Source organism: Clostridium sp. CM027 (assembly GCF_024730565.1).
In the GTDB taxonomy this organism is placed as follows: Bacteria; Bacillota; Clostridia; order Clostridiales; family Clostridiaceae; genus Clostridium_AD; species Clostridium_AD estertheticum_B.
The window spans coordinates 1,472,526-1,496,312 of record NZ_CP077725.1; the positions used below are offsets into that span (position 1 = coordinate 1,472,526).

Here is a 23,787-nt window from a genome sequence, read left to right on the forward strand (position 1 = left end):
CAAGCTAAGCCATATTGAATATTAGTAAGTCATTATTAAATACTATATTTTACCATCGAAATTTATTTTGATAAATTTTAATGGTAAATTTTAAGTGTACAATAGTATTCAAACAATTTTAGGGTACACCAAAAAAAGCCACGTATATAGTGGGGCTTTTACAATTTTATCAAGTTGTTTTATGCTGCAACTTTAGCCTGCGATGATGTTAATTTATAACAAACTCCAAGAATATCAAAAACAGTTTTCTTATCCTTTTTATGAGATTTCAGACCATTCCTAACTACATTTTCAAATATTAATTTTAAGGTATCGAGAACTTTATTAGGGAATTTGATAAGCTCAAAATATAGACTATCAATATATTCATGAACTATTTCACAAGTTTTAATTTCACTGGCTTCAAGGCCTTTATTTTCTAAAGCTAAAGTCCTCATTTTAAACATTACAGCAGAGCTTATTAGTAGCAAAATAAGTTTTCCATAAAGCTGACATTGAAACCGTTCTATTTTAACTAACTTTACAACCTGTATACTAAATATGGATTTCCACGTTTTAAATATTATTTCGATCTGCCATCTTAAACTGTAAAACTCATGAACCTGCTTTGAACTTAAAACTTCTTCCTTAATATTCGTTATATAAATAGATATACCTAATAATTCAATCGTATTATTACTTTTTTCTATACCCTTTTTTTTAGCATTCTTCACAGATTTTTCTGTTCTTTTTTTCAATTGATCATTTGTTAGTTTATATAAAATAAGCCTTGTTTTTAGCGTCTTTTCCTTGCCTACATAGACATCCTTAATTTCATAACGGTCCCCCTCGCCCATCTGTTTCATTATGTCAGAAATATAGATTCTTTTAAAAAGGCTTGATTTTTTAGGAGCGCCATTCTTATAGTACTCTATATCCTTATTTTCTATATATACTGCTATATTAGGTTTGAGTCTTGATATGTAAAACGCTTCTCTATCTTCTATGTCCAAAAAATAACTTATCCTTCCGAAATCTCTATACTACTAGTAACTATAGTAGATATAAAATATAATAATTATTATAATAAAGTTTTATAAAATCTATTTACTATAATAATATTTCGATATCCAAGAAGGAAAACATGATAACTAATTACTTTTTTAAAACTTGTAGGATGCTGGCAAATGGACGAGCCTAGCTACTGAGGGACGAAGTGGCGGGTAGGCCTGTCTATTTGCCGTGAAAAATGGACGAGTTTTTTGACCTCTATTATAAATTTGTTTTATTGAAACTCTAAATTCATGAAACAAAAGTTACTGATATGTTAATCTGAGGTGAAAAACCTGTCCATTTTTCACCCGAGGGTCGCGAGGTTTTACCTTTAAAACATGTAGATTTTTTTAAATATTAGTATTTTGAAGACAAAAACAAGTCCTGCTGCATTGCAGTAGGGCTTGTTACCCTTGGGGGAAGGGGGAATATTTCATTTGCTTTGGACTAGTTTACTGACTGCTACTAAGACTAAATAGAAAAATTAATGATTAGGTACTTTAATAGATTAATTTACTTCTGGGCAGTGAGTAAGATACTGATAGGTAAGGCTTTGAAATTATCGCTACCTTTTCCCCAGTCCACACCGTACGTGAAACTTTCACTTCATACGGCGTTCCATCAAGAATTTTAATTTATTTTACTTAGTTAGTAGAACTTTAGAATTTCCGACTTTCTGTCTAAGTGAATTAATCTTATTAAGAGCCTTTTCATCAAGATTGAGATTTACTATATATTTATTAATTGTGTTTTCTACAACTACATGAACAAGTTTATGTACGTGATGATTCAGCAATATTAGGTTGCTATAGTCATCTGTTCCTCCCTTTTCTTTAGGTATTTTATGATGATATTCCATACTATGAATTTTTAAAGGTTTCCCTGTAACTCCACAGCAACCTTTCTGGGCAGTGTATAAACTTTGTCTGTTGTCATTGTATTCTACCGATTGTCCTCTTACTGGATTTATCATAAGATATCTCAATATTTCTGCATTAACACATTTTTGATTTTTGTGTATTTTTAATCTTCCTTGTTCAGTATAGTTACAGGTATCTTGGTTAAAACTCATAGTAGGATTTGTTTTGATACCTGCAATAGGGAAGATAGGTCTGCCCCTAATAAAATATGTTTTAAGGTTATAATTCCCATAATATCTCATATAGGTTTTGCCTTTTACACCTTCAAATTTACTTAGTTTGTGCAATCTGTTGTATAGGATTTTTGTGACTAAGAAACTAATTTTACTAAAATCTTCACTTATATGAGTTGCCATATTATAATAAATATGCTTTCCTAATATTTGGCTGTTAAATTTATTAACCTGCTCAATGCTAGAATTTTGTTGAATTCTCGTGATGCTATCTTTAAAATTTTTGATAGTTTCATTTATTGCTTTATTAGTCATATGAGATTTGCAGACATACTTATTCTTTTTAGGTGTTGCTTTTAGTTTAATTCCTAGAAATTCAGTGTAATTCTTTCTGAGATTGGTAACTTTAGATTTTTCAGGACTTATATCAAGACCTAATCTTTCTTTTAGCCACTGCTTTACAGCAATAAAAACCCTTTGGGCTGATTTATAATCTCTACAGAAGACTTTAAAGTAAGTAAACCAAGGGAACTTCACCCTTAGTTTCTCTCAGAACCGTACGTGAACCTCTCAGCTCATACGGCTCCCATCATTCAGTCGTTGGTAATATTCCCATTTTCCAGTGTGCAAACAAATTTATATCTCTTTTCGCAATACTTCCCAACCAATATTCTGCTCTTCGTTTATGTTTTCGTTTCTTATACTTTCTTCGAACCCATTTTACTAAAGCATTATTGATATATCTTAATACTGAATACATTCCCGTTTTATAGAAATGTGTATAATAGTTAATCCACCCCTGTATCTTTTTATTAAACATACTTGATATATCCCACAAGTCTTTATCTACCTTCAACTGTACTCTCCAACTTCTTACTTCTTTCCTAATTCTTTTCTTTGCATTATCTGCTATCGCTGGTAAGAAACTTGTAAAATACTTTCCATATTTACTTTTTGCGCCTCTAGGCTTAAATGTATACCCTAGAAAGTCAAATGATATATTTGGATAATCTCCCTTTCTATCATCATCTTTACAGTATACAATCTTTGTTTTATCAAGGTTCAGTTGCAATCCGTATTCTTCGAACCTTTCTTGCAACCGTCTTTGTAGATATTTAGCCTGTTTTAGGGATACACAGTGTGCTATTCCATCATCTGCGTATCTTGCCCACGGAATTGTTTTGAATTCTTTTGTTATAAAATCATCAAACACATAATGTAAAAACAGATTCGCAAGTACTGGACTTATGACACCCCCTTGCGGGGTTCCAGAAATTCTTGGCACTAGTTTTCCCGTTTCCATTTGAAATGGTGCAGTTAACCACCTTTGAATATATAGAATAATCCATTCTTCATTTGTATGTTTCTTTACCATTTTAATTAAAATGTTATGTTTGATATTATCAAATAGTCCCTTTATATCAAATTCAAGGACCCAATCTTTCCTCCAACACCTTTTTCTTGTAACATCAAGTGCCTGTATTGCAGATTTATTAGGTCTATATCCGTAGGAATCCTCATAAAACATAGTCTCTACTTCTGGTTCAAAGTATAGTTTAACTAGCATTTGTGCAATTCTATCCTCAACAGTCGGTATCCCTAGTAATCTAGTTCCTCCACTTTTCTTTGGAATTGCAACTGCTTTTACAGGTTGGGGAAAGTAACTTCCTGATGACATCCTATTCCAGATTTTATATAGATTATTTTTCAAGTTCTTTTCAAAATCTTCAATTGACTGTCCATCAACTCCATATGTTCCCTTGTTTGCTTTCACCTTTTCGTAAGCTGTAACTACAGCTCTTTTAGAAATATTAAACGGCTTTGTTTCTGTCATAAGCTCCTCCTCCTTTTCAAAGTTGACTTATTTCTGAAACTGAATAACTTGAAGTCCTTCGCTCCACTTCCATTACAGAAGTTTCTTCACTACTACGACCCAATCTGCCCCTATGCTTGCATCGATACTCTTTTCTCACAGTTCTTCTGCTTGAAATACTCTCTTAACATCAAGCCGTAGGTTCCCACGTTCCATACAAATGCCCATACTAAAGTCATGCCACCTTTATGCCGCCCACCGCCTAGCCAGTAAACAGGTTTCCTCTAGGCTTATCCCAAGTTAACGACTACCCCCTGGTTTTGATGGAGTCTCTACGCTTTCGACATTTTCGTAAGTGATTCACATGCTCGTTCATCTCTTTAGTACATACTTGACAGATTTACCTCTGCCTTTTCCTTAACGCTAAGCACCATAACTTTTGATTACAGCACCTTAAGGTAGTTTGAAATCTCCACCTGCATGGCGATTTCGGAGGACCTTCCTCCATCATCTGTATAGCACAGCTATATTAATCAACTCTTGCGAGTTGATTACCACGCTTTCGTGGCGCACTATCGTCAGCATATCTTACATGAATACCAATTTTCAAATTAGTATATCTCATATTTCTTCTACAGTTACCATTACTATTAACAAACTTTTTCGTACTCTTATCATGCCAATCATCACCTTGGTCTCTTAACCAAACGTCAAATCTATGCAAATAAATATTAGATAGTAAAGGTCCTAATATACTTCCTTGTGCACTTCCTTTAGGGTCATATATCTTACACCCTTTTTCAAAGTATCCTTTTTTTAATGAAACGATATATATAATTCAAAATCACTTTATCTTTAATACCGATACTCCATAACTCTCTATACATTACATCAGCATCTAATGATCCAAAATAGTCTTCCATATCAACTGATAATACATAAGGCATAGTTGTGCATTGATTTTTAACTTTAGCTATTGCATTATGTGTAGATACTTGCTCCCTAAATCCAAATGAACTAGGAACAAATTTAGTTTCGCAGTACGGTTCTAGAACTAATTGTATACATTTCTCAACTAGTTTGTCCCACACACTGCAAATACCTATTGGTCTTCTCTTTCCATTCCCCTTAGGAATATACACACGTTTTACATAATCCATTTTCTTGTTATATAGTGTCTCTCTAACTATTACTGCTAGTTCACAAAAACATCGTTCCGTTAAAGTATCATAGTTTGAGCCATCAGGGCCTTTTGTCATACGACCTTTACTTTTCCCTAATTGTCTTACTGCTAACATAACATTCTCTTCCGAGCAAACTAATTCGTGCAGTTTACGCATATCTATTCCATTATTCTGGAAATTTTCAAATCTTTTTTTCATATCTACATAATAAATATTGTTTGTACTCATAGGAGGCTCCACCTCCTTTCTGTACGAATAGTCTCTTTCATCTAATTTGGCGAATTAGAATTTACAAAAATAATTTTATACACTAAAACGTCTAAGGCCCTTTCCTTTACCACATTTCTTAATATGATATCCAAGCGGTACTACGGCCCCTCTGTTAACCTATTAATATTCTTTCTTAGCTTACCCTTTCGGTGCAACTAGTCCTCAAACATTACAGAATCGACTTATTAATCCTTATCCGTTAGGTCAATCACCTTTACCGATATATTCTCCTTAAATATTGCACTTAGAACTCCTCTTTACTCCGTTTTTCTCAGTTCTTACCTGGTTAGGTTTTACACCTAATCTATAACCACCATAAGGTTATCCTCCATCTGTACCCAGGTATATACATTGAAGTAGAAAAATTAATTCAACCTCCCATCTGAACTAGGGATAGGCATCATTGATTACGAAATTTAACAACAAGGAAATTATATTCATATGCAACAGTACCCGAAGTGTGACTTTACAGCCAGTGTCTCCGTCTTCACCTATGCTTCGCAACATTACATTACTGCAACGCTGGCAGGAGTATTAGTAAGCCTCAGTATCCATAAGATTATTGGCTCCTATGCCGGACTCGAAAATATCAGTTAACTAACAGAAACCATTTCTTAAGTAACTATTCTATCAGCCTAGAAAGCTTATCGTCACTACTACACAACGTTTTCGCTAACTAAAAAGGTCGCACACCCAGTCAATTCTACCTCGCTAACTTTCTGTCTACCCTTAAAATGTTACGTTACCGCAACATCTCTAAGACTCGATACAAAGCGATTTGCTAAATCTTACCTTGACAGGATTCCCACCTGCTAGAATATACGCCCTGTCGGGACGCACCACGTATGTCGGCTGTACCCGAATGACGTGAAAATAGACTTTCACGACATTTAAGATCGTAATATTGCTGCAACCTCAATACTTATTAAGGATTTTGTTTGTTATCTCTATACAAATTCTTGCGGATTCATTAACTGCATTTTTGAATTCATTAACTCCACCAGTAATGCTGTCAGATACAGTTTTTATCAATAAGCATGGAATTTTGTTTTTATTACAAGTCAACACAATTCCAGCAGCCTCCATTTCACAGATATCTGCATTAAAAATATTATGCAATTCTTCTTTTTTCTCTTTTCTTGCAATGAATTTATCTCCCGAAGCACAAATTACTTTTCTTAACAACGGCTCACTTTCAAGCGCTTTATCCATGATTTCTTTTGTTGTAGATATATAAATACTCGGATATTCAAGATATTTTCCAACATCACATCCATCCGCCTCTGATGTATCAAAATCATAGTGGACAACACTTTCAACAATACACGTTCTTGCTAATGACATCTCATGTGTCAAACCACCTACAACACCAAAGTTTACAATAAAATTCACTCTAAATTGTGATATTAAAAACTGTGTTGTCATAGCAGCCGCAATTTCCCCTGCTCCACTATGTATAACAAATAAATTATTTTCACCTAATTTATATTGATATACCGAATATCCTGCAAATTCTAATGTTTTAATCGGTACCCCATATTTATTTAATACTGCTTCTATTTCAACAGCCACAATCATTCCTATATTTTTCACTTTATTCACCTCATAATATAAATATATTTACGCCACCTTATTTTACGATTACAACATAAATATTTGCTTAATTATACTATAATTTCCATAAATATATATATATAAATTAGAATATGTTTTGTTATATAGAAGATAAAAAACACGTTATATATTAGGTATCAAAAAAACACAATGTCGTGAAAGCTTAATTTCACGGCATTTGTGTTTTTTTACTATCACAAATATATCAAGTTTTTTAAAATTATATTTACTTTTATACATAAAAACAAGCCTTTGGCCCCTATAAGTATATCTACCAATCATTTCCTGTATTTTATACCCCTTTAAAGGTGTATACTAAATTTTGTTATCTGATTAATTATGTAACAAAAGGAGTAAGCCATGAATAAGTATCAATTTATTCTGGCCACACTTACAATGATACTCCCTTATATTTTTAATAACTTATCCTTCGAGTTTAGAATTATTAAAGGCAAGATAAGTTTAATTATTAAATTTGGGAAGAAAAATATAAAGTAATGTTTTGGCCATATGGAGATTTTTAACTCCATATGGTATAAAACATAAGAATATAAAATATAAAACCTTTGAGTATATTTATTATGCTCAAAGGTTTTATTTCTGTCATATAACTCCGCAAAATCTCTTATAACTGTGTTCTTGCATACATTATTTTAAACTATCTGTAGCTTTACCAACCTATTACAGTAAGTACAAACTAAATATCTATCCTTAGCCATAGTCATAATGCGCTATGATAATAATACAAAATCCTTTCTACATATCTTACGTTTATAGCATGTTGCTCCTGGTTCAAAGTAGATCATGTGGCAATGAGTGTTAGTTGGAGTTATCCATTCATCAGATTTATGATTAACGGTATTTTAATTTTATTTAGCTGTATTAATAACTTTTATCTTATTTATAGTATCGTGTGAAACTCCTGACAGCTCTATTTTGTATGCTTTATTCGTATTTGTTGCGACAGAGATATTATCTATGTCGCATTTATCCCTTGCCATTAAGATAATAATATAAAATAAGATCCATATAGCTTTTATAATAGACATATAGAATTTATTTTAGAATTTAACTAGTTGGTTTATTCTAAAAAGGAGCGAAGCGACCTAAATTTTACGGAGTAAAGTATAGCACATTATACTTTACTATCGTAAAATTCGTGCTCTCCGAGAGGATAAGGATAAACCCCTAAAAAACATAAAAAATTGATATATGTATGCCTGTTTTGCATTTTATAAGTGGACATAATCATTAAATAGTATTAAAATATACTTAGGTAAACATTACAAATTCATATACATTTTTACTGAAACTACATGAATCAATTCCAATTTCATTCAAAACGGACTATGTTTTTACATAACAAACATAGCATCCTCAATAGATATACGATATTACAGTTTCACTCAAAAAATATGTTGACAAATAAACACAAAACAGCAATAAAAAATCGCAAGCGACCGTAAATAAATTTACTTTTTTAATTGCATGCATTTATTTGTCAACATGTCTAAGTTAATTAAGTTTTAGTTGAATTTTAATTAACCCAATAGCACATGTAAAAAAACTATATTTGTGTATTTCATCACAAAGAGAAAAAATGTACATGTGGTAATAGCTTTGGAAGTTAGGCTATTACAAGTTATATTAGGTACATAGGACACCTTCGGTATACAATAAGGAATAAAACTACCTTAACTTTCCCTGCGGTCAACTTACTTCTAAAAACTTTTGCAAGCAAAAACGAGCCGACAAGTCGGTTTTGAGAAGACGTTATTGTTTTATTCCATTGTTAAATATCAATAAGAATATATCTTAAAAACATAGGTAAAAATAATGTTATTAGTAGATTACTTGATAACTTATTTATTAAAGATTTTTTAAAGGTCACTATTATAAATCTAATAGTGGCCTTTTTCATTTTTATATCTAAATTCTATATTCACTTTTAGAATTTCTTAAATTTATTTTTTACACGCATGACGTTTTTATTTTTATAAATTTTTTCAAAATTTCGCGCGGACTATGTTAATGGTGTATAAGTGCACCATTTTAAATAGCCCCAGAGTGAAAGTAGCACAATATCAATTGTGTTACTTTCACTCTGGGGCTATTATGTAATCTATTCATTCTCAAATTTTCTAAATACTTCAACAGAAACCAAAACAAACACTATTAAGATGCTAATCGCATAAAAATAGTGACCAGATTTTATATTCAATAATCCCATTATGAGCGAAATCAGAGCAGATATCATAAGTGATATTTTTCCTTTTACTTTGTATTCTTTTTTCATAACAAATGTCCTCCCAACTAATATAAATAATTTGTGCTTACTCAATTAAGTACACACTGTAATACAATTACATCATAATTGTACCATAGCTTACTGGGGTAGCGTACGCGAAAATGATATTTCGTACGCTAAGAGAAATGCAGCCCCATAAATGCAATATTTTAGGATTTAAAGCGCTTTATTTAAAGATTTAATTCTTTTAAATATCCATTTTGATTTAAATTAAATTTATACTCGCCTAAAAAGTTTATATGCTTCCATCCAAGTGGTGATATATTATTTAAGAGACTTTCGTCAAATCCACCATTACACTTTAGATAATCAATAGCTTTATTTAAATAAACACAATTCCAAATTGTTATTGCATTGATTATAATATTTAAAGCACTGGCACTTTGCAGTTGTCCTTGTAATGCTCTCCTTCTAAATTCTCCAAATTTACCAAAGAAAATAGCCCTTGCCAAAGCATTCATAGCTTCTCCTTTATTTAGTCCTCTTTGAATGCGTCTTCTAAAGTTTTTATCAGATATATATTCTAATATAAATATTGTTTTTTCTATTTTACCCATTTCCCTTAAAGCTTTTGCCATACTATTTTTTCTTGAGTAGGAACCTAGTTTTTCTAGGATTAAGGATGCTGAAACTTTACCTATAAATATTGAATGTGCTAATTTTAATACAGATTCATAATCATCAGTTATTGATTTAACATTTATACGACCTTTAACAATATCCTTAATCGTTTTATAGAACTCCTCAGTATCATTAAATGAAAACAAAACACATTCTGATAAATCTCTTATTCTTGGAGCAAATCTAATTCCAAATAAATGAAATAACCCAAATACTTGATCTGTGTATCCAGCTGTATCAGTATAATGTTCTTCTATTTGGAGCTCAGATTCATGTCCCAATATACCATCAAGCAAGTATAGAGAATCCCTTGAATTAGTAGTAATTACATTTATATTATAAGCAGAATATTGGTCACTTACATGACGATACATAGTAAGTCCTTTGCCTATCCCATAGTGCGGATTCTTATCAGCATAAATTGAGGAAACCCCAACTTCAACACGCATACCATCTGAGGACGAAGTTGTGCCATCTCCAAAGTACTGAGCTAGGTCAAGGTGGTGTTGGTAGTTTACAAGAGTAGCTTGTGCTTTTTTTAAAGCATCATCATGGAGTCTCCATTCTGATATATTTGCCATTTGAGCATAGGTAATATCTGATGTCGAATCTGCCATTTTTTGAGCTCCTATATTTGTACCAAGTGCCATTATTGCTGCCATCAATATAGGTATTTCCTCATTTTTAGGAGGCTTATCTGTAGATGCATGGGTTAAATGCTGTTCGAAATGGGTCCATTCTGAGACCTCTAAAAGCAATTCAGGAAGACTTATCTTAGGAATCATTCCATAAATCATAGAATTAAATTTTTCAGATTCTTCGGAAACCTTCTTTTCCAATCTTTTTAGTGAAATTTTACCGCCATCAATACTTACATCTTCAAGATTTTTCGCGTTTTGGGATACATATTGTAACTTGTCTAATAACGTTTCTTGTCGTTCTTTTAAATACTCATCTATTGATAAACTTACAGAAATACCCGCTTCATTCTTTAAGCAGGAACTTTTCCAGTCTTCATCGCTAATAAGATATTCGTTTATATTTTTATGCCGCTTACTGTCACTGATCCATATGTCCCCCGAATGAATTGCATTATTTAATTCTGTAAGAACTGCCATTTCATAATACCGTTTATTTATTGTGCCATCTTCATTACATACATGATTTTTCCAGCGTTTTGAAATAAATTCTATAGGAGCATCGTCAGGAATTTTCCGTTTGTTGTTATCATTCATATCCTTTATGACATTAACAGCATTTATTAAGGATGTAGAATTATTTGATGGATGAAATTCTAAATTTTTAAAGAGAATTGGAGAATATTTTCTTAAATTACCAAAACTACTATCTAGCAAATCAAGATAATCGTTATTTAAGGGACGTATTATTTTTTCAGCACTATATGCAGATTCTTTAAATATTTCCCATTTTCCTAGATTTTCTAACTCTTTTGAAATATCTTTCTTTTCTGAAAGGGCAGTATCTATAGCTTTTACAAGTTTAACATGAAGCTGCATTATTTCATTTGCGGATTTTGAACTTTTTACATTCAGTTCATCCCTAAGCTTTAATCCTTTAGAATGTAGTGAAATCATAAGCTTTGAGTGTACTTGAATAGCTTGATCAATTAATTCTCCATTTAAATCAGTTAGAAAAACTACCAGTATTGAATATCTCTTAATTTCCTCAAAACGGCGTAATGCATATGCATCATATTTAAACCCAAGTCTTGATAGATAGCGTAATTTGTTTGGATGTATTGATTTTATATCAATATTTATTTGAAGACTTTTTATATAGTTTATTCTTTCAATTATTTCTTTAAATGTTTTGGATGAAGGATTTAATGGAGCACTTTTTATCCATGATAAATATGTTGTTATAGTATCGTTCATTGGCGTTAATATAGTATCAAGACGATTTTTTTGCTCTGATGACAAATTTTCTGTTAAAGATTTAAATGTAATGTTATCAGCATTTTCACGAGCAAACCAAACAATACTTTCTATAGTTATCATAGCAGGAAATATTATTTTAGCTTTCTTTAATATTTCTAAAGCCTTTTTTATGAGAAAAGTTGAATTATCATTTTCCATAGCATAATTTAAGATTTCCTCAAATAGAAATTTATCTTCATCCTTTGAGAAATTTTTATAGCCATATTCAATGCATATTTCTTCTAAGTGTTCTCTTTTTGTAGTATCCCTTTCAGCATACAAATTAAATACCTCAGGCTCTAAATCTAATTGATCCGCAATATATTTAACAATTGAATAAGGAATATTTTTTATGTTAGATATAGAACAGCCTGGATATCTAAGCAAAGCTAGTTGCAGAGCAAATCCTAATTTGTTAAAATCTCTTCTGTGTTTGTTTATTATTTCAATATCATCAATTGATAACATATAAAATACACTCATTTGATGTTCATCTTTTTCAAATGGAATACTTATAAGTTCTTCTCTTTGTTGCTGAGTAAGCAACTCTCTTCTGTTTAAAATCATATAAAAATTACTCCTTTGTTAAAATTGAACTAAGCTATAAAGTTCATCCTTAGCCCCCTGATCTATTCCTATGTATCTTAATGTGATCTTCTGGCTACTGTGATTGAATGTGTCCATAATTAACCCTATATTATATCTACTTACTTTGTAGGTCCAATAACCCCAGGTCTTTCTTAAAGAATGGGTACCGAAGTTTTCTATACCTATACTTACAGCTGCAATTTTTAATAATCTATAGGCTTGTGTAACACTTATATGCTCATTTAAGCCCTTTCTACTTCTAAAGATATAATTATTGTGTCCAAGCTTATTTTGTTTTATATAGGTACTTAACGCTGTTTTAATGCTGTCATTAAGCTTTATCTTCTTTTCTTTATTTGTCTTTTGCTCCTGCAGCACAAAATAATCTTTGAAATTAAACTTTTCCGTTAGAATATCACTTACCTTCACCTTAACTACATCGCTTATTCTAAGTCCAGTGTTTAACTGGAACTTGGCCATAATCCAGTCCCTTTCATTCTTTCCTTTTAGAAAAGTAAGAAAATCATTTATCTTTTTTTTATCTTTTATGGGTTCTACTATCATAAATTCACTCCTAAAAAGTGTCCTAAAGGGCACAAATTCAATGTACTATATTTATAATATATCATAGGAAACAATACATTCAAATACACAATAAGAAAAAAGGCTTTAGTTAAATCTACTATAAGCCTTTATATATCAACGCTTTATGCTGTTTTTACGAATGTATGATTTTATATAAAATAGTACATTCATTTATGATAAAATTTAAGAATCTTGTCACTTAATCTATAAATTATTCTTATACCACAATTAATAAAAGTAAAAAACTATTTACATTTTGTTAAGGTTAGTGTTAAAATGAAAATGTAAAAAACTTTTTACATTATGGATATTAGTATAAGAAAATTTATTGGTGCGTTGTTATGTTCTATAGTTATTTTAGTAGTGGGTAAGTTAATTATTATAATTTAAACAAGGGAGTGATTTTTATGAAAAAAATGGATGAAATGGAACTGAGTATTACATTAAAAGCGATGAAATGGGCTTTGGCTTATACAACCCTATTTTTAGCAATTTGGGTTATCTATGAGTTCATTCAGACAAGAACATTTGGATTAGCATTTATTCTTTTAACATCTCAAAATCTTGTTCTTATAGGAATTCAATCTTTTTTGAAATGGAAACTTGGAAAAGATGAAAAATAATATAAGAGGATTAAGAAAACAACTTGGATTTAGACAGGAGGATATAGCGACTACGCTTGGCGTTACAAGGCAAACCATTAATGCGATTGAAAATGAGAAGTATAACCCAACTCTGGAATTAGCTATGAACCTTGCTAAACTATTAAACACTACTGTAGAAAAATTATTTATACTTGAAGGTTAAAAAGAAAAATAAATCTAATATAAAAAACAAATGTAATTTATTAGACAAAAAACTACGTGATTACAGCTCTATAGAGTAAAATAATTACATTTATGGGGCTGTGTTTTTCTTAGCGTACGAAATATCATTTTTGCGTACGCCACCCCTTACTGCTTTTTAAAGTAAGTAAGGTTTTGCCAAAGATATTAGCTCTACCCATCGTACTTCTATGTTGTTAGCCTCACCTTAATATTTTTTCTAGGTCATTAATTTCATCACTAATATAAGCTTTTTGCTCATAAAATTTAAAGATATAACTTTAAATTTTAGAATCTCGATAATCTTATTTAATTGCTTTGAGCCTCTAAATCATTATATTACCCATATTAGTTATATTTTGAGCTTGATCATATTGTTTTGATGATATTTATGTCACCTTTTCATTATCTAATATATATTTACTCTCTTCAGACAGCCCAATACGATACAATAACCTCCCCTCCCTTATAATCGCTGTAAACTATTTTCCTTTTTCAACTAAGGATTGTTTGAGAAACAAAATAACAAGTAAATAATAAAAAGGTTTATTATAACAAAAACTACGCAATATGAATTTGCGTAGTTTTTGTCGCGTTTCAATTATCTCTAATATGTAAAAGTAGAAATCATAAGGCTTTACTTATTTGCTTTTAAATATATTCATAACAAATATTTAAAATAATAAATATAATTAAACATACGATAAATTTAATTAGTTCATTTAAAATAAATACAGTTTCTATATGTATACCATTAGAAATTTAAAGAACTATTAATCATTCTAAATTACAGCATAAACTATACCTTGTGCAATATAACCACAAGTACTAGCTAATACATGTGGAACATATTTTGACAAATAATCTGTAACTATACTATGCACTTCATCAAGTGGTCCCATTAGAACGTAAGTATTAAAAGCTCCAACAAAGGCTCCTTCTGAAACTTTAGCTGCAAGCGCTCTTGGAAATGCATGATATATTTTTTTAGGCAAAACTACTTTTACATAGTGTTTCCCTAACTTTTTAATTAGTTTTGATGCTACTGTTGCAACTCCTCGTTTTGGTCTTGAGTTAGTTTCTGTAGGATTTTGTATAGGTGCTTCTTGTAAAATTTCTGATGCAGTAGAATTTATTATTTGATCTAGTTCACAATTGGTTAATTCGGTGTAATTTGTATCCTTCACCATGATTTCAGTAGAAGTTTCAGCAGCAAAAACATTAACTGTTGGTATTAATGTAGTACTAATCATTACACTTGTTAAAATTGGTATTATTTTTTTTAATAAGATATTTTTATTCATACTTTTCCCCCTAATATATTAATAGAATTTGGAAACCCTTAAACATCCATATATCTCAATCCCGGAGGGATAACTTTTATTCGCCCTCCTAAAATTTCAAACAAAAATTTTAAAGCTCCTTATATTTTTAAAAAACCACTTAACAAAGTTGGTAGAATTTAAGGTGCTTACTATAGTGGTATTAATTAACAAATAGATTGTGTGTGACATTATCATGTTAAATATCAATTATCCTAAGTACGGCAACGCTATGTATATAAATGGTATAAAATGATTATAAAACATAAAATGTCATAATTTGAGCTAATGTAATCTTATACCACAGTATATGTTTTGTCAATGTTGAAATAGTAACCGCAAAGCGTAAATTCACCACATTAAGACACGTATTATCAAATAGTGATATATTTAAAGTAAATATTGAATATACCAGTATTAATTTAATATTTTTATCGAAGATTTTATATTACTATCTTAGTTAGCATTATCAATACTATACTTGTACTTTAACTAACTTGTTTTGAGCAAAAAAATAAGAGCTTTATCATTTAGTGATTAAACCCTAGATATATCAATGCTTTACATTGATATTATATTCTTTTTTGAGTTAGAACTATTACATATTAATTCTAAGTCAGAACATTAAAATAATAGTATCAAATTGAAATAACTGGCTTAACGTTGTAAATTTACGCTTTGCGAGCCCCACCCCATATTAAAAAAATATATATAAGGGTTTACACAATGTCGTGAAAACATAATTTCACGTCATTTGTTATGTACCTATATCTAGCATATACCCTCATTCATACTTTTTCCGTATGCAATAAGGCTCTATTTAACTGCATAAAAGGTGTCTAATTGAGAATATACACTACTTTTATGCATGGTTTATATCTTTATAATACAATAATAAATATTTAGTATTATTATTTTAACTTACCTTTCATAAATTTCCAAGCAGTTTGATAGTACTTAATCACCCTAATATGAATTAATTACATTTTAAAGTATATAATTACAATAAAGATTTAATTTAGGGGGATAAAAATAGTGATAGCTTATAAACAAGCTTTTATTAAAGAGGAATATGCTTCTAATAAAGACGCAAGTAGAATTCAATCTAAACATTTTTTAAATGAGCTTATTATGTACGAAAGACAACCTAAAAATAAAAATGAGTTTTTCAATTTTACAGATGACCAATTAAAAGAAACATTACTTAAACTATTTAAAACTGTATCAAAATCATCGTGTGATCAAGGCATGAGTACTTATGATAGATATATAAAGTGGGCAAAAATTAAAGGTTATAGGGTTACTGATAGTCTTTCTTATGAAAGGGTCTTCGATAATGTAAAACCCTTAGGGGTTTGGGGGACGGAGTCCCAAAGCTACGCTCCTTCATTTAGGATCTCACTAAATAATATATTGAGCTGGCTGATAACAAGGTCCCAATTTGCATATACTCTAGTCCATTTCTTACTTACCTTTTCAGTTGCCAAATATAGCATCTTCATAAGACTATCATCGTTCGGGAATATAAGCTTTGTCTTCGTAACTTTTCTAAATTGACTGTTAAGACTCTCTATAGCATTTGTGGTATATATAATTCTACGAATATAATCTGGAAATACAAAGAAAGTTATGATATTATCCCAATTATCTTCCCAACTTTTTATTGCATTTGGATATTTACTACCCCATTTTTCTTTAGCAAAATTTGAATTTTCTAGTGCAAAATCTTTATTTACTGAGCCATAAACGGCTTTCAAATCTTTAGCAAATGCCTTATTGTCTTTATGTGGTATATATTTCATACTTGCTCTTAATTGATGAATTAGGCATCGTTGTATCTTTGCAAAAGGATATACCGCGCCTATTGCTTCCTTGAAGCCACTTAAGCCATCGACACAGAACACCAAAACGTTCTTAAGGCCTCTGTTTCTAAGGTCATTAAGCACTGAAAGCCAGAACTTACTGCTTTCATTTGCTCCTATCCAAATACCAAGCACCTCTTTTTCGCCATCCATATTTACACCTAAAACAACGTAGGCTGCCTTGATTATGATATGCTTGTCGTCACGTACTTTGTAGTGAATTGCATCCATAAAAATAAAAGAGTACGTTTTTTCAAGTGGCCTATTTTGCCACTCTGTAACTACAGGCATAATTCTGTTTGTTATATTCGAAACCATTTCAGCAGATATCTCAACCTCATATAGATTTTTCACTTGCTCTGATATGTCCCTTGTAGTCATTCCAGCTGCATAGAGCGCCATTATTTTATCTTCGATACCAGTTATATTTCTTTGATACTTAGGCAATATTTTAGGCTCAAATTCACCATTTCTACTGTTTGGAGTTTGTTTTTCGGATATATCATATTTATCATATCTAAGTTGCGAATCCATTTCTGCTTCTAATGTCTCCTGAAGAACGTCTCTAAACATACTTTTCATAGCAGTTAAAACCTCATTTGGACTTGTAAACTTTTGCTCGTTGATATAATCCCTTAAAATATCTTTCTAAATGTTTGACATAAAAATACTCCTCCTTGCAATCTTTGATAATTAGCTTATCTCAATTATTGCCAAGAAAAAGTGCTTTTTATCCTGTTTACACAAAATTATTTGCAGGCCTAATAAAAAACCAAGAAGAGGATTAAGACTTATAGCTTTTGTAATTATTTTAATTGTAACTTTAGATATGGACAAGTATATTTTATTTAACTAAAAATAAATGCGATCGTTATCGTGATGTTTAAAAAGCCTCTATTATTACCTCCATGATTCCTCCACATACCATCCCTTCGTCTTCAGCGATGGCGCCTGTCATATCTATGTTTTGAATTTGATACCCACCATTTCCGAGTAAGTTACGGGCGTCATTAATTATCGTGCCTTCGCTACACCCTCCGCCGATACTCCCTAAAATCTTACCATAAGGCCATACAAGCATTTTAGCTCCTGCATTTCTTGGAACGGAACCTTTCGTAGAAATGATTGTAATGATTGCCTTTGGAGAATTTTCTTCTTTGCACAATTCCATCAACACTTCATTGTCAAATTCCGGCCAATTACTTTTCGTATGCCTATTAATACTATTGGTTATATCACCGAGTCGTCTATAACTGATGACCTGAGATATAATAGAAAACGCTATCTCTTCTGGTGTTACTGCTCCTATCTCAAGACCTATAGGGGCATTGACTTTGTTTAACTTCTCTTGAGTATATCCTTCATTTACCATTTGCTCCATGACGCTTTTAACTCGCCGTTTTGAACCAATCATTCCAACATATGCAGTATCATGTTTTAAAACTTGTCTGAGACAATCCATATCATGCCTATGACCTCTAGTTACAATAACAACATAGGCAGAATTGTTTAAACTAATTAAGTCGAAACAGTTCTCGAAACTCTCACAAATCACTTTTTTAGCAGTAGGAAATCGTTCACTATTAGCAAATGATGGTCTGTCATCGATAACTGTAACTGAAAAACCTACTTTTGAACCAAATTCAGCTAAGGGCTTAGCTATATGTCCACCACCTAAAACTATCAAGCGTGGTTCTGGAAAATATGGTTCAATTAAATAAGCTTCACTTTCACTAATTTTAACAAGCTGAAGAATTCCAGTTTCTATTGCATAGTTTGCCTTTTGGTAAAGTAATTCATCTAAATCAGATATTCGATTATGGGAATTCAGACTTTCCTTTGTAAAAAGTGTTTTGTTCTGAGATGGTTTATTTCCACAATTTTTGTTATCCAACATTGTAATAATAACAGCATTATTTCCTGAGCCCACTTTATCCAGTAAATTTTTATAGGTATCTACATTCATGATTTCATTCCTCCAAGTTTATTATCATTTGAAATTCACCTTTGATAAGTTATTTATGTCTATAAACAAGCGAATTAACCAACAAACTATTACTTTATTATAACAATATATCCTAAAATTTCAATAACATTGCTGGATATATTGTTAACAACAAAAACTGAAAATTCATTTCCAATAAACCTTTCATCATATAATTAATACTATTTCTTTGAACCCATATCTCTGGAATATAAAATTCGTTATTAAGGGAATATCCAAAGATAACTAATCAGTATACTTGTCCTAATAGCTGTTTTTCTAGAAGATCGAAATCATATGTTCTTTGATCATAGTCGCAGAAGCCACCATTTTTCACATTAGGGCTTGAGCTGCCACTCTTTTTACTCGCCCACTGTTTTTGATAGAATATTACCTGCTCAGAAGTTTTTATGCCTTTACTTATCCAGCTATTGAGTACTTTAGTGATGTACTTTATAGTTTTAGCATTATATTCTACAGCCTCATCAATAGCCATAATGATAACTTTGCTACTTACCTGCTTTGCAAAATCTAATATTTTTTCATACACCAAAGGCGTGATAGCATGTACATTTTCTTCAAATACCTTAAGTACACTTTTTAAGCCCTCAGCAGCAGCAGAATTATTTCTATATTTTATGACTATTGCTTCTTCTTTAGTTAATGCTTCTTCTTTATTTATTAATTCTTGTTCTTTATTTATTAATTCTTCTTTATTACTTCTTATTCTATTACTTGGTAGCCCCTTATAAGGGCCTTGTAAGCCCCTACTAATATCCTTATTAATTATGAATTCACGTGGCTCCTGAATTTCTTCCTTTTTCAGAAAATCATTATTATCTTGGTCTTCTATATTTTCCATGGGAATTACATCAGAGCCTCTTTCTAAAGTAAGATTTATGGGATGATTGTCCACTTTTTCTAAGTAGCAATTTACAGAAGTTCTATCATCAGTAAAATTAATATCAAAAGATTCCTCTATAATGAGGTTCTCGAAAATTTTCGCTACATCTAATTGAGCTACATCACATTTTTTAAATAAAATTTTAAGAAATTCTTTATTTTTAACCCTGGATAACTCGTGATGAACACATTTAATAGCGTTTATATTGTTAGGTACGTTGTATTTCATCCAATTTAACAGCATAATCTCTTTCGTATCATCACAGTATAAGATTTTGTTATACTCACAGAATCTTTTAATTAGCTTATCTACAGTATCTCTGTTGTACCCAGTTTCTGTAGCTATAAATTTTTTTGATATTTCATAAATACCACACTGCGTTGTTTTGGTATTTGAAATAAGATATAAATAAAAGTATTTTTCCTCTGGTGTAAGTTCAAACACAAAGCTATCACTCCAAAATTCTGTATAAATCTGTCTGTATTTAGCCATTAGTTAATCCTCCTTAATATTAATTAAATCATCACCTGCAAATCTACACTATTAACACCTTTTAATTAAGCCCTATATATAATAGCCACGAGAATTGCAAATCCGAGTCCCCTAATACTAAATATTTTTAAGTTTTTTATAAATCTTTTTAAATTTACGTCCAGATTATGTTACATAATAATCCTGAATTAGATAAAACGTTTATAATATACTTATTATACTAATTTAACTTTGGGTTTTCTTTATTTAGTTTAAGCAAAACAAAACATTGTAGAAATTTGATTGCCATAAGGCTCACCATTTATGCAGATGTGGTGGAATTGGCAGACGCACTAGAATCAGGGTCTAGCGCTTTACGGCATGCAGGTTCGATTCCTGTAATCTGCACCAAAAAAACACTCATTTTATGAATGCTTTTTATTTTTTAATTAAATTAACAACTCGTAATTTAAGGCGAGTTAAAATAGGCTTAGGGGGTAGTTTTGTAGGTTCAATTTACGCAGAAAATTTCATCATCAACATTAAGAAAGATATTAAAAAGTGGATATTATATTCTAAATGTATGATAAATGGTTGGTTAAGCGTGGTAATCATAGAGAATGATGCTGAAAAGACTAAACATCTTTTAGTTCAGTCACACACATCTCATTCTGATACAAAGTTAAAAGATTTTAAAATCAGAGAAGCAATTTATATATAAAGATGTTATGATATTTGCTCATTTATAGTACTATATTGTATAATTGAATGAGGATACAATAATAGAATTAAGCATAAATTTCTGTATATACCCAAATTAGAAGGGTGGCGTAATGGTGGGATTAGTATTTTTCTTAATAATGGTTGTTGTATTTTTTTTAGCATTGTTCTTTATAATGCTAAACGTAATATTTATAATTATATGGAGAGTAAAAAAGCGGAAAGGCAAGACTACTAAAAAACGATATATTGTTATTCCAATAATTTTTTTAATCATAAGTCTTTTAATAGAGCTGATTCCTATTGGTTGGATTGGTGCAGTGAGGTCAGGAAACAAAAGTAGCTCAAAAGATGTTATCATAGCAGAATCGGGCAAAATTGTATACTGGGGATATGATGGTGATAGAATTGAGAATTTTAAAATGGATGGTACTACCTACGTTGCTATAGTAGTATATTCAGGCTCATCGGATACATGGGAGCTTGGGAAACCAGTTGCTAATATCAGGTATAAGTCAGCCGATGAAACATTAGACAAAATTATGAGTTCACTATCTGCTCGTGACGATACTTCAACATTATATCCAGTTATTAATGAAAAGGGATTTAAGTTATATACTATAGAAAGTACTATCGCTATAGGAAGTACTATTACTATTTACTGCCCTGAAAATCAGAAGGATTTGCTTTTAGCGTACTATAAAGAGCTTTCTCATGTAAATTAAGGGAATCCATTTTGAACTGCCCCCTGTCAAGTAGACAGTGGAAATAATTAAAGATTTTATGTAAGGCGTCTATCATTTGGTAGGCGCTTTATTTATGCTGCATTACCTAATAGATATCGCTGATATTCCATTGGTGTCATGCACTTTAAACGTTTTTGATAACGTCTATTATTATAATATTCTATATAGTCTTCAATCGATTTCTTTAAGCTTTCATAGTCTTCAAATTTATGAAGATAATACATTTCTGTTTTTAAGATTCCCCAAAATCCTTCCATTGGACCATTATCAATACAATGCCCAACCCTCGACATGCTCTGTATCATTCCAGCTTTTTTTAGTTTTTCTTTAAATATTTTTGAAGTATACTGGAAACCTCGGTCACTATGAAATATTGGTTTAGCATCAGGGTATACTTTAACAGCAAGATTAAAGGTTTGATAAACCAATTGGTTATTATTAGAATGACCAATGACATATGAAACAATACTTCTATCACCTAAATCAAATATTGCACTTAGATAAGCCTTTTGTTTTTTATTGACTTGTTCTGCTTTAAAATTTCTATCCAAAATATTTTCTGCAGTAACTTCAGGAGTTGACTTAATATAATTATATCTTTTTTTTCTGCATACGGATTTTAATCCTAATATCTGCATCAGACGATAAATTCGTTTATAATTAACTTTTTTATTATATTCTCTACGGATTTTAATCGTCATCTGGCGATAGCCTAAGATACCGTCTTTTTCCTCATATAACTCACAAATAAGCTTTAATAATTCTTCGTTTTTCAATACTCGGTTACTTTTTTCTCTGTGTAGCCATTTATAATATGCAGAATGGCTAACGCCGCCTATAATGCACAACTCAGTTATAGGAAATTTATCTTTGTTAGATAATTCTTGGATTGCAAGATAAGTATCTTCGTATCTAGCTTCGCTTAATATCGCCTTCTTTCTATCTCTTGGATTTTTTTTAGAAGAGCATTCTCCATCCGTAATCTTCTATTTTGTGCTTCTAAAAGCTTGTATTGAGCTTTTAGCTTTTCATCTTCTGTCATTAACTCTTCAGCCTTTGGCTTTCCACGTCGGTCCAAAAGCCCTTCAATACCAAACTGATTATACTTCTTCATCCAGGTATAAATCTGAGGATAAGATACCTTATATTTTTCAACAGTTTTATTATAACTGTTATTGTTTTCAATACAGTACTTTATGATTTCAATGCGTTCAATATAAGAAGTTTTGCGTCCTTTGGTCATGATTATTTTTCCTCCTGTTCCAGAAGATTTTATGTTTTCATGACCATTATACTTCTTTATCCAATTGCATAAAACTGTATTTGACGAAATATGATACTTAATGCATAAATCATTCAGTGAGCCATGCCCATCAAGATATTCTTTTACAATGTTAATCTTGATTTTGGCAGTATAAGAAGTATTTTTGCTAGAATGTTTTAACCCAGCTTCACCTTCTGATTTATATCGTATTACCCATTTTTGAAAAGAACTCTTATGTACTTGAAGTTTGTTGCATAAACTTAACATACTAGCTTTTCCATTTAAATATGATGTTACAGCCTTAATTTTTTGTTGGTCTGATATAATTGATTTTCTTCCCATAAAAAAATAGCCCTCCTTATAGTAAACAGTTTTATTATTTTAACTGTCTACCATAAGGGGAGCATATCATTTTTGGTTTCCCTTAAAAATTGTCATATTATCAACATTGTTATTAAACATGGCCTAAATTAAAAGTTCCGGTTTTTATTTTAGAAAGTGAACTAAGGTATATTATAACCATTTTGTTGAGTATTTTAGGTCGATATATATACCCCCTTGCGACAGTTTCTATATACAGTCCGTGTTAGTAGATGCTATAGGTTTATAATATAAGTATATTATGGTATAATATTTCCAGACAAA

General features: G+C 30.9%; 20 protein-coding genes and 1 tRNA gene. 5 read left to right on the plus strand and 16 right to left on the minus strand.

What is annotated here, in order from left to right:
- Nucleotides 1-179: 179 nt before the first annotated feature.
- The 10 genes from KTC92_RS07095 to KTC92_RS07140 all read right to left on the minus strand — a co-directional run bounded on the left by KTC92_RS07095 (nt 180) and on the right by KTC92_RS07140 (nt 13,024).
- Complete coding sequence (locus tag KTC92_RS07095; protein ID WP_258280769.1) at nt 180-1,004, minus strand: transposase; 825 nt, start codon at nt 1,002-1,004, stop codon at nt 180-182.
- 668 nt (nt 1,005-1,672) lie between these two features.
- Nucleotides 1,673-2,662: an HNH endonuclease gene (locus KTC92_RS07100; RefSeq protein WP_220287626.1), complete on the minus strand. Its 990-nt coding sequence runs from the start codon at nt 2,660-2,662 to the stop codon at nt 1,673-1,675.
- 52 nt (nt 2,663-2,714) lie between these two features.
- Nucleotides 2,715-3,959 carry a group II intron reverse transcriptase/maturase gene (gene ltrA, locus KTC92_RS07105; protein WP_220287628.1) on the minus strand — a complete coding sequence of 415 codons (1,245 nt, stop codon included), beginning with the start codon at nt 3,957-3,959 and terminating at the stop codon, nt 2,715-2,717.
- A gap of 508 nt (nt 3,960-4,467) precedes the next feature.
- On the minus strand, nt 4,468-4,662 hold the full coding sequence (locus tag KTC92_RS07110; protein ID WP_258280729.1) for a hypothetical protein: 195 nt from the start codon (nt 4,660-4,662) through the stop codon (nt 4,468-4,470).
- Nucleotides 4,663-4,738: 76 nt separating this feature from the next.
- On the minus strand, nt 4,739-5,350 hold the full coding sequence (locus tag KTC92_RS07115) for a reverse transcriptase/maturase family protein (RefSeq protein WP_258280730.1): 612 nt from the start codon (nt 5,348-5,350) through the stop codon (nt 4,739-4,741).
- A 957-nt stretch (nt 5,351-6,307) separates the two neighbouring features.
- Nucleotides 6,308-6,985, minus strand: coding sequence for a 5'-methylthioadenosine/S-adenosylhomocysteine nucleosidase (locus tag KTC92_RS07120; protein WP_220287631.1), 678 nt, complete (start codon nt 6,983-6,985; stop codon nt 6,308-6,310).
- Between the two features lie 890 nt (nt 6,986-7,875).
- A complete protein-coding gene (locus KTC92_RS07125; protein ID WP_258280731.1) occupies nt 7,876-8,007 on the minus strand; it encodes a hypothetical protein in 132 nt (43 codons plus the stop codon).
- Nucleotides 8,008-9,128: 1,121 nt separating this feature from the next.
- On the minus strand, nt 9,129-9,302 hold the full coding sequence (locus KTC92_RS07130; RefSeq protein ID WP_220287634.1) for a hypothetical protein: 174 nt from the start codon (nt 9,300-9,302) through the stop codon (nt 9,129-9,131).
- 182 nt (nt 9,303-9,484) lie between these two features.
- Entirely contained in the window at nt 9,485-12,439 is a 2,955-nt protein-coding gene (locus tag KTC92_RS07135; protein ID WP_220287637.1) for a Tn3 family transposase, read from the minus strand.
- Between the two features lie 18 nt (nt 12,440-12,457).
- Nucleotides 12,458-13,024, minus strand: a complete 567-nt coding sequence (locus tag KTC92_RS07140; protein WP_220287639.1) for a tyrosine-type recombinase/integrase — start codon at nt 13,022-13,024, stop codon at nt 12,458-12,460.
- A gap of 428 nt (nt 13,025-13,452) precedes the next feature.
- Here KTC92_RS07140 and KTC92_RS07145 point away from each other — a divergent pair, with 428 nt between their 5' ends.
- Both KTC92_RS07145 and KTC92_RS07150 read left to right on the plus strand, forming a co-directional pair.
- Complete coding sequence (locus KTC92_RS07145) at nt 13,453-13,668, plus strand: hypothetical protein (protein WP_220287640.1); 216 nt, start codon at nt 13,453-13,455, stop codon at nt 13,666-13,668.
- Complete coding sequence (locus KTC92_RS07150; protein ID WP_220287654.1) at nt 13,658-13,852, plus strand: helix-turn-helix transcriptional regulator; 195 nt, start codon at nt 13,658-13,660, stop codon at nt 13,850-13,852. Before KTC92_RS07145 ends, KTC92_RS07150 begins: the two co-directional genes overlap by 11 nt.
- A 799-nt stretch (nt 13,853-14,651) precedes the next feature.
- Here the strand turns inward: KTC92_RS07150 and KTC92_RS07155 are convergent.
- The 4 genes from KTC92_RS07155 to KTC92_RS07170 all read right to left on the minus strand — a co-directional run bounded on the left by KTC92_RS07155 (nt 14,652) and on the right by KTC92_RS07170 (nt 20,433).
- Nucleotides 14,652-15,173 (minus strand): hypothetical protein, encoded by a 522-nt coding sequence (locus KTC92_RS07155; protein ID WP_220287643.1) that lies wholly within the window; start codon nt 15,171-15,173, stop codon nt 14,652-14,654.
- A gap of 1,394 nt (nt 15,174-16,567) precedes the next feature.
- Entirely contained in the window at nt 16,568-17,695 is a 1,128-nt protein-coding gene (locus KTC92_RS07160; RefSeq protein WP_258280770.1) for an IS256 family transposase, read from the minus strand.
- A 241-nt stretch (nt 17,696-17,936) separates the two neighbouring features.
- Nucleotides 17,937-19,019 (minus strand): XdhC/CoxI family protein, encoded by a 1,083-nt coding sequence (locus KTC92_RS07165; RefSeq protein ID WP_220287645.1) that lies wholly within the window; start codon nt 19,017-19,019, stop codon nt 17,937-17,939.
- A gap of 268 nt (nt 19,020-19,287) precedes the next feature.
- Nucleotides 19,288-20,433: a DnaD domain-containing protein gene (locus tag KTC92_RS07170; RefSeq protein ID WP_258280732.1), complete on the minus strand. Its 1,146-nt coding sequence runs from the start codon at nt 20,431-20,433 to the stop codon at nt 19,288-19,290.
- Between the two features lie 305 nt (nt 20,434-20,738).
- Here KTC92_RS07170 and KTC92_RS07175 point away from each other — a divergent pair.
- The 3 genes from KTC92_RS07175 (at nt 20,739) to KTC92_RS07185 (ending at nt 21,857) form a co-directional block, all read left to right on the plus strand.
- Nucleotides 20,739-20,823, plus strand: a tRNA-Leu gene (locus tag KTC92_RS07175).
- A 16-nt stretch (nt 20,824-20,839) separates the two neighbouring features.
- The gene (locus KTC92_RS07180; RefSeq protein ID WP_220287649.1) at nt 20,840-21,133 is read left to right on the plus strand and encodes a hypothetical protein; all 294 of its coding nucleotides are present in this window, start codon (nt 20,840-20,842) and stop codon (nt 21,131-21,133) included.
- 112 nt (nt 21,134-21,245) lie between these two features.
- Complete coding sequence (locus tag KTC92_RS07185) at nt 21,246-21,857, plus strand: hypothetical protein (RefSeq protein WP_220287652.1); 612 nt, start codon at nt 21,246-21,248, stop codon at nt 21,855-21,857.
- A gap of 92 nt (nt 21,858-21,949) precedes the next feature.
- On the opposite strand, the gene KTC92_RS07190 is transcribed toward KTC92_RS07185, so the two are convergent.
- Together KTC92_RS07190 and KTC92_RS07195 are read right to left on the minus strand one after the other, a co-directional pair.
- Nucleotides 21,950-22,861, minus strand: coding sequence for an IS3 family transposase (locus KTC92_RS07190; RefSeq protein ID WP_309137249.1), 912 nt, complete (start codon nt 22,859-22,861; stop codon nt 21,950-21,952).
- Nucleotides 22,801-23,484 carry a helix-turn-helix domain-containing protein gene (locus KTC92_RS07195; RefSeq protein WP_258280733.1) on the minus strand — a complete coding sequence of 228 codons (684 nt, stop codon included), beginning with the start codon at nt 23,482-23,484 and terminating at the stop codon, nt 22,801-22,803. The genes KTC92_RS07190 and KTC92_RS07195 overlap by 61 nt, the downstream gene beginning before the upstream one ends.
- Nucleotides 23,485-23,787 lie beyond the last annotated feature (303 nt).

Bases quoted from the DNA above. Each gene is read 5' to 3' on its own strand.
- ltrA (WP_220287628.1), bottom strand. From the start codon at position 3,959: ATGACAGAAACAAAGCCGTTTAATATTTCTAAAAGAGCTGTAGTTACA.
- KTC92_RS07115 (WP_258280730.1), bottom strand. From the start codon at position 5,350: ATGAGTACAAACAATATTTATTATGTAGATATGAAAAAAAGATTTGAA.
- KTC92_RS07125 (WP_258280731.1), bottom strand. From the start codon at position 8,007: ATGGCAAGGGATAAATGCGACATAGATAATATCTCTGTCGCAACAAAT.
- KTC92_RS07130 (WP_220287634.1), bottom strand. From the start codon at position 9,302: ATGAAAAAAGAATACAAAGTAAAAGGAAAAATATCACTTATGATATCT.
- KTC92_RS07135 (WP_220287637.1), bottom strand. From the start codon at position 12,439: ATGATTTTAAACAGAAGAGAGTTGCTTACTCAGCAACAAAGAGAAGAA.
- KTC92_RS07140 (WP_220287639.1), bottom strand. From the start codon at position 13,024: ATGATAGTAGAACCCATAAAAGATAAAAAAAAGATAAATGATTTTCTT.
- KTC92_RS07145 (WP_220287640.1), top strand. From the start codon at position 13,453: ATGAAAAAAATGGATGAAATGGAACTGAGTATTACATTAAAAGCGATG.
- KTC92_RS07150 (WP_220287654.1), top strand. From the start codon at position 13,658: ATGAAAAATAATATAAGAGGATTAAGAAAACAACTTGGATTTAGACAG.
- KTC92_RS07155 (WP_220287643.1), bottom strand. From the start codon at position 15,173: ATGAATAAAAATATCTTATTAAAAAAAATAATACCAATTTTAACAAGT.
- KTC92_RS07165 (WP_220287645.1), bottom strand. From the start codon at position 19,019: ATGAATGTAGATACCTATAAAAATTTACTGGATAAAGTGGGCTCAGGA.
- KTC92_RS07170 (WP_258280732.1), bottom strand. From the start codon at position 20,433: ATGGCTAAATACAGACAGATTTATACAGAATTTTGGAGTGATAGCTTT.
- KTC92_RS07180 (WP_220287649.1), top strand. From the start codon at position 20,840: ATGAATGCTTTTTATTTTTTAATTAAATTAACAACTCGTAATTTAAGG.
- KTC92_RS07185 (WP_220287652.1), top strand. From the start codon at position 21,246: ATGGTGGGATTAGTATTTTTCTTAATAATGGTTGTTGTATTTTTTTTA.
- KTC92_RS07195 (WP_258280733.1), bottom strand. From the start codon at position 23,484: ATGGGAAGAAAATCAATTATATCAGACCAACAAAAAATTAAGGCTGTA.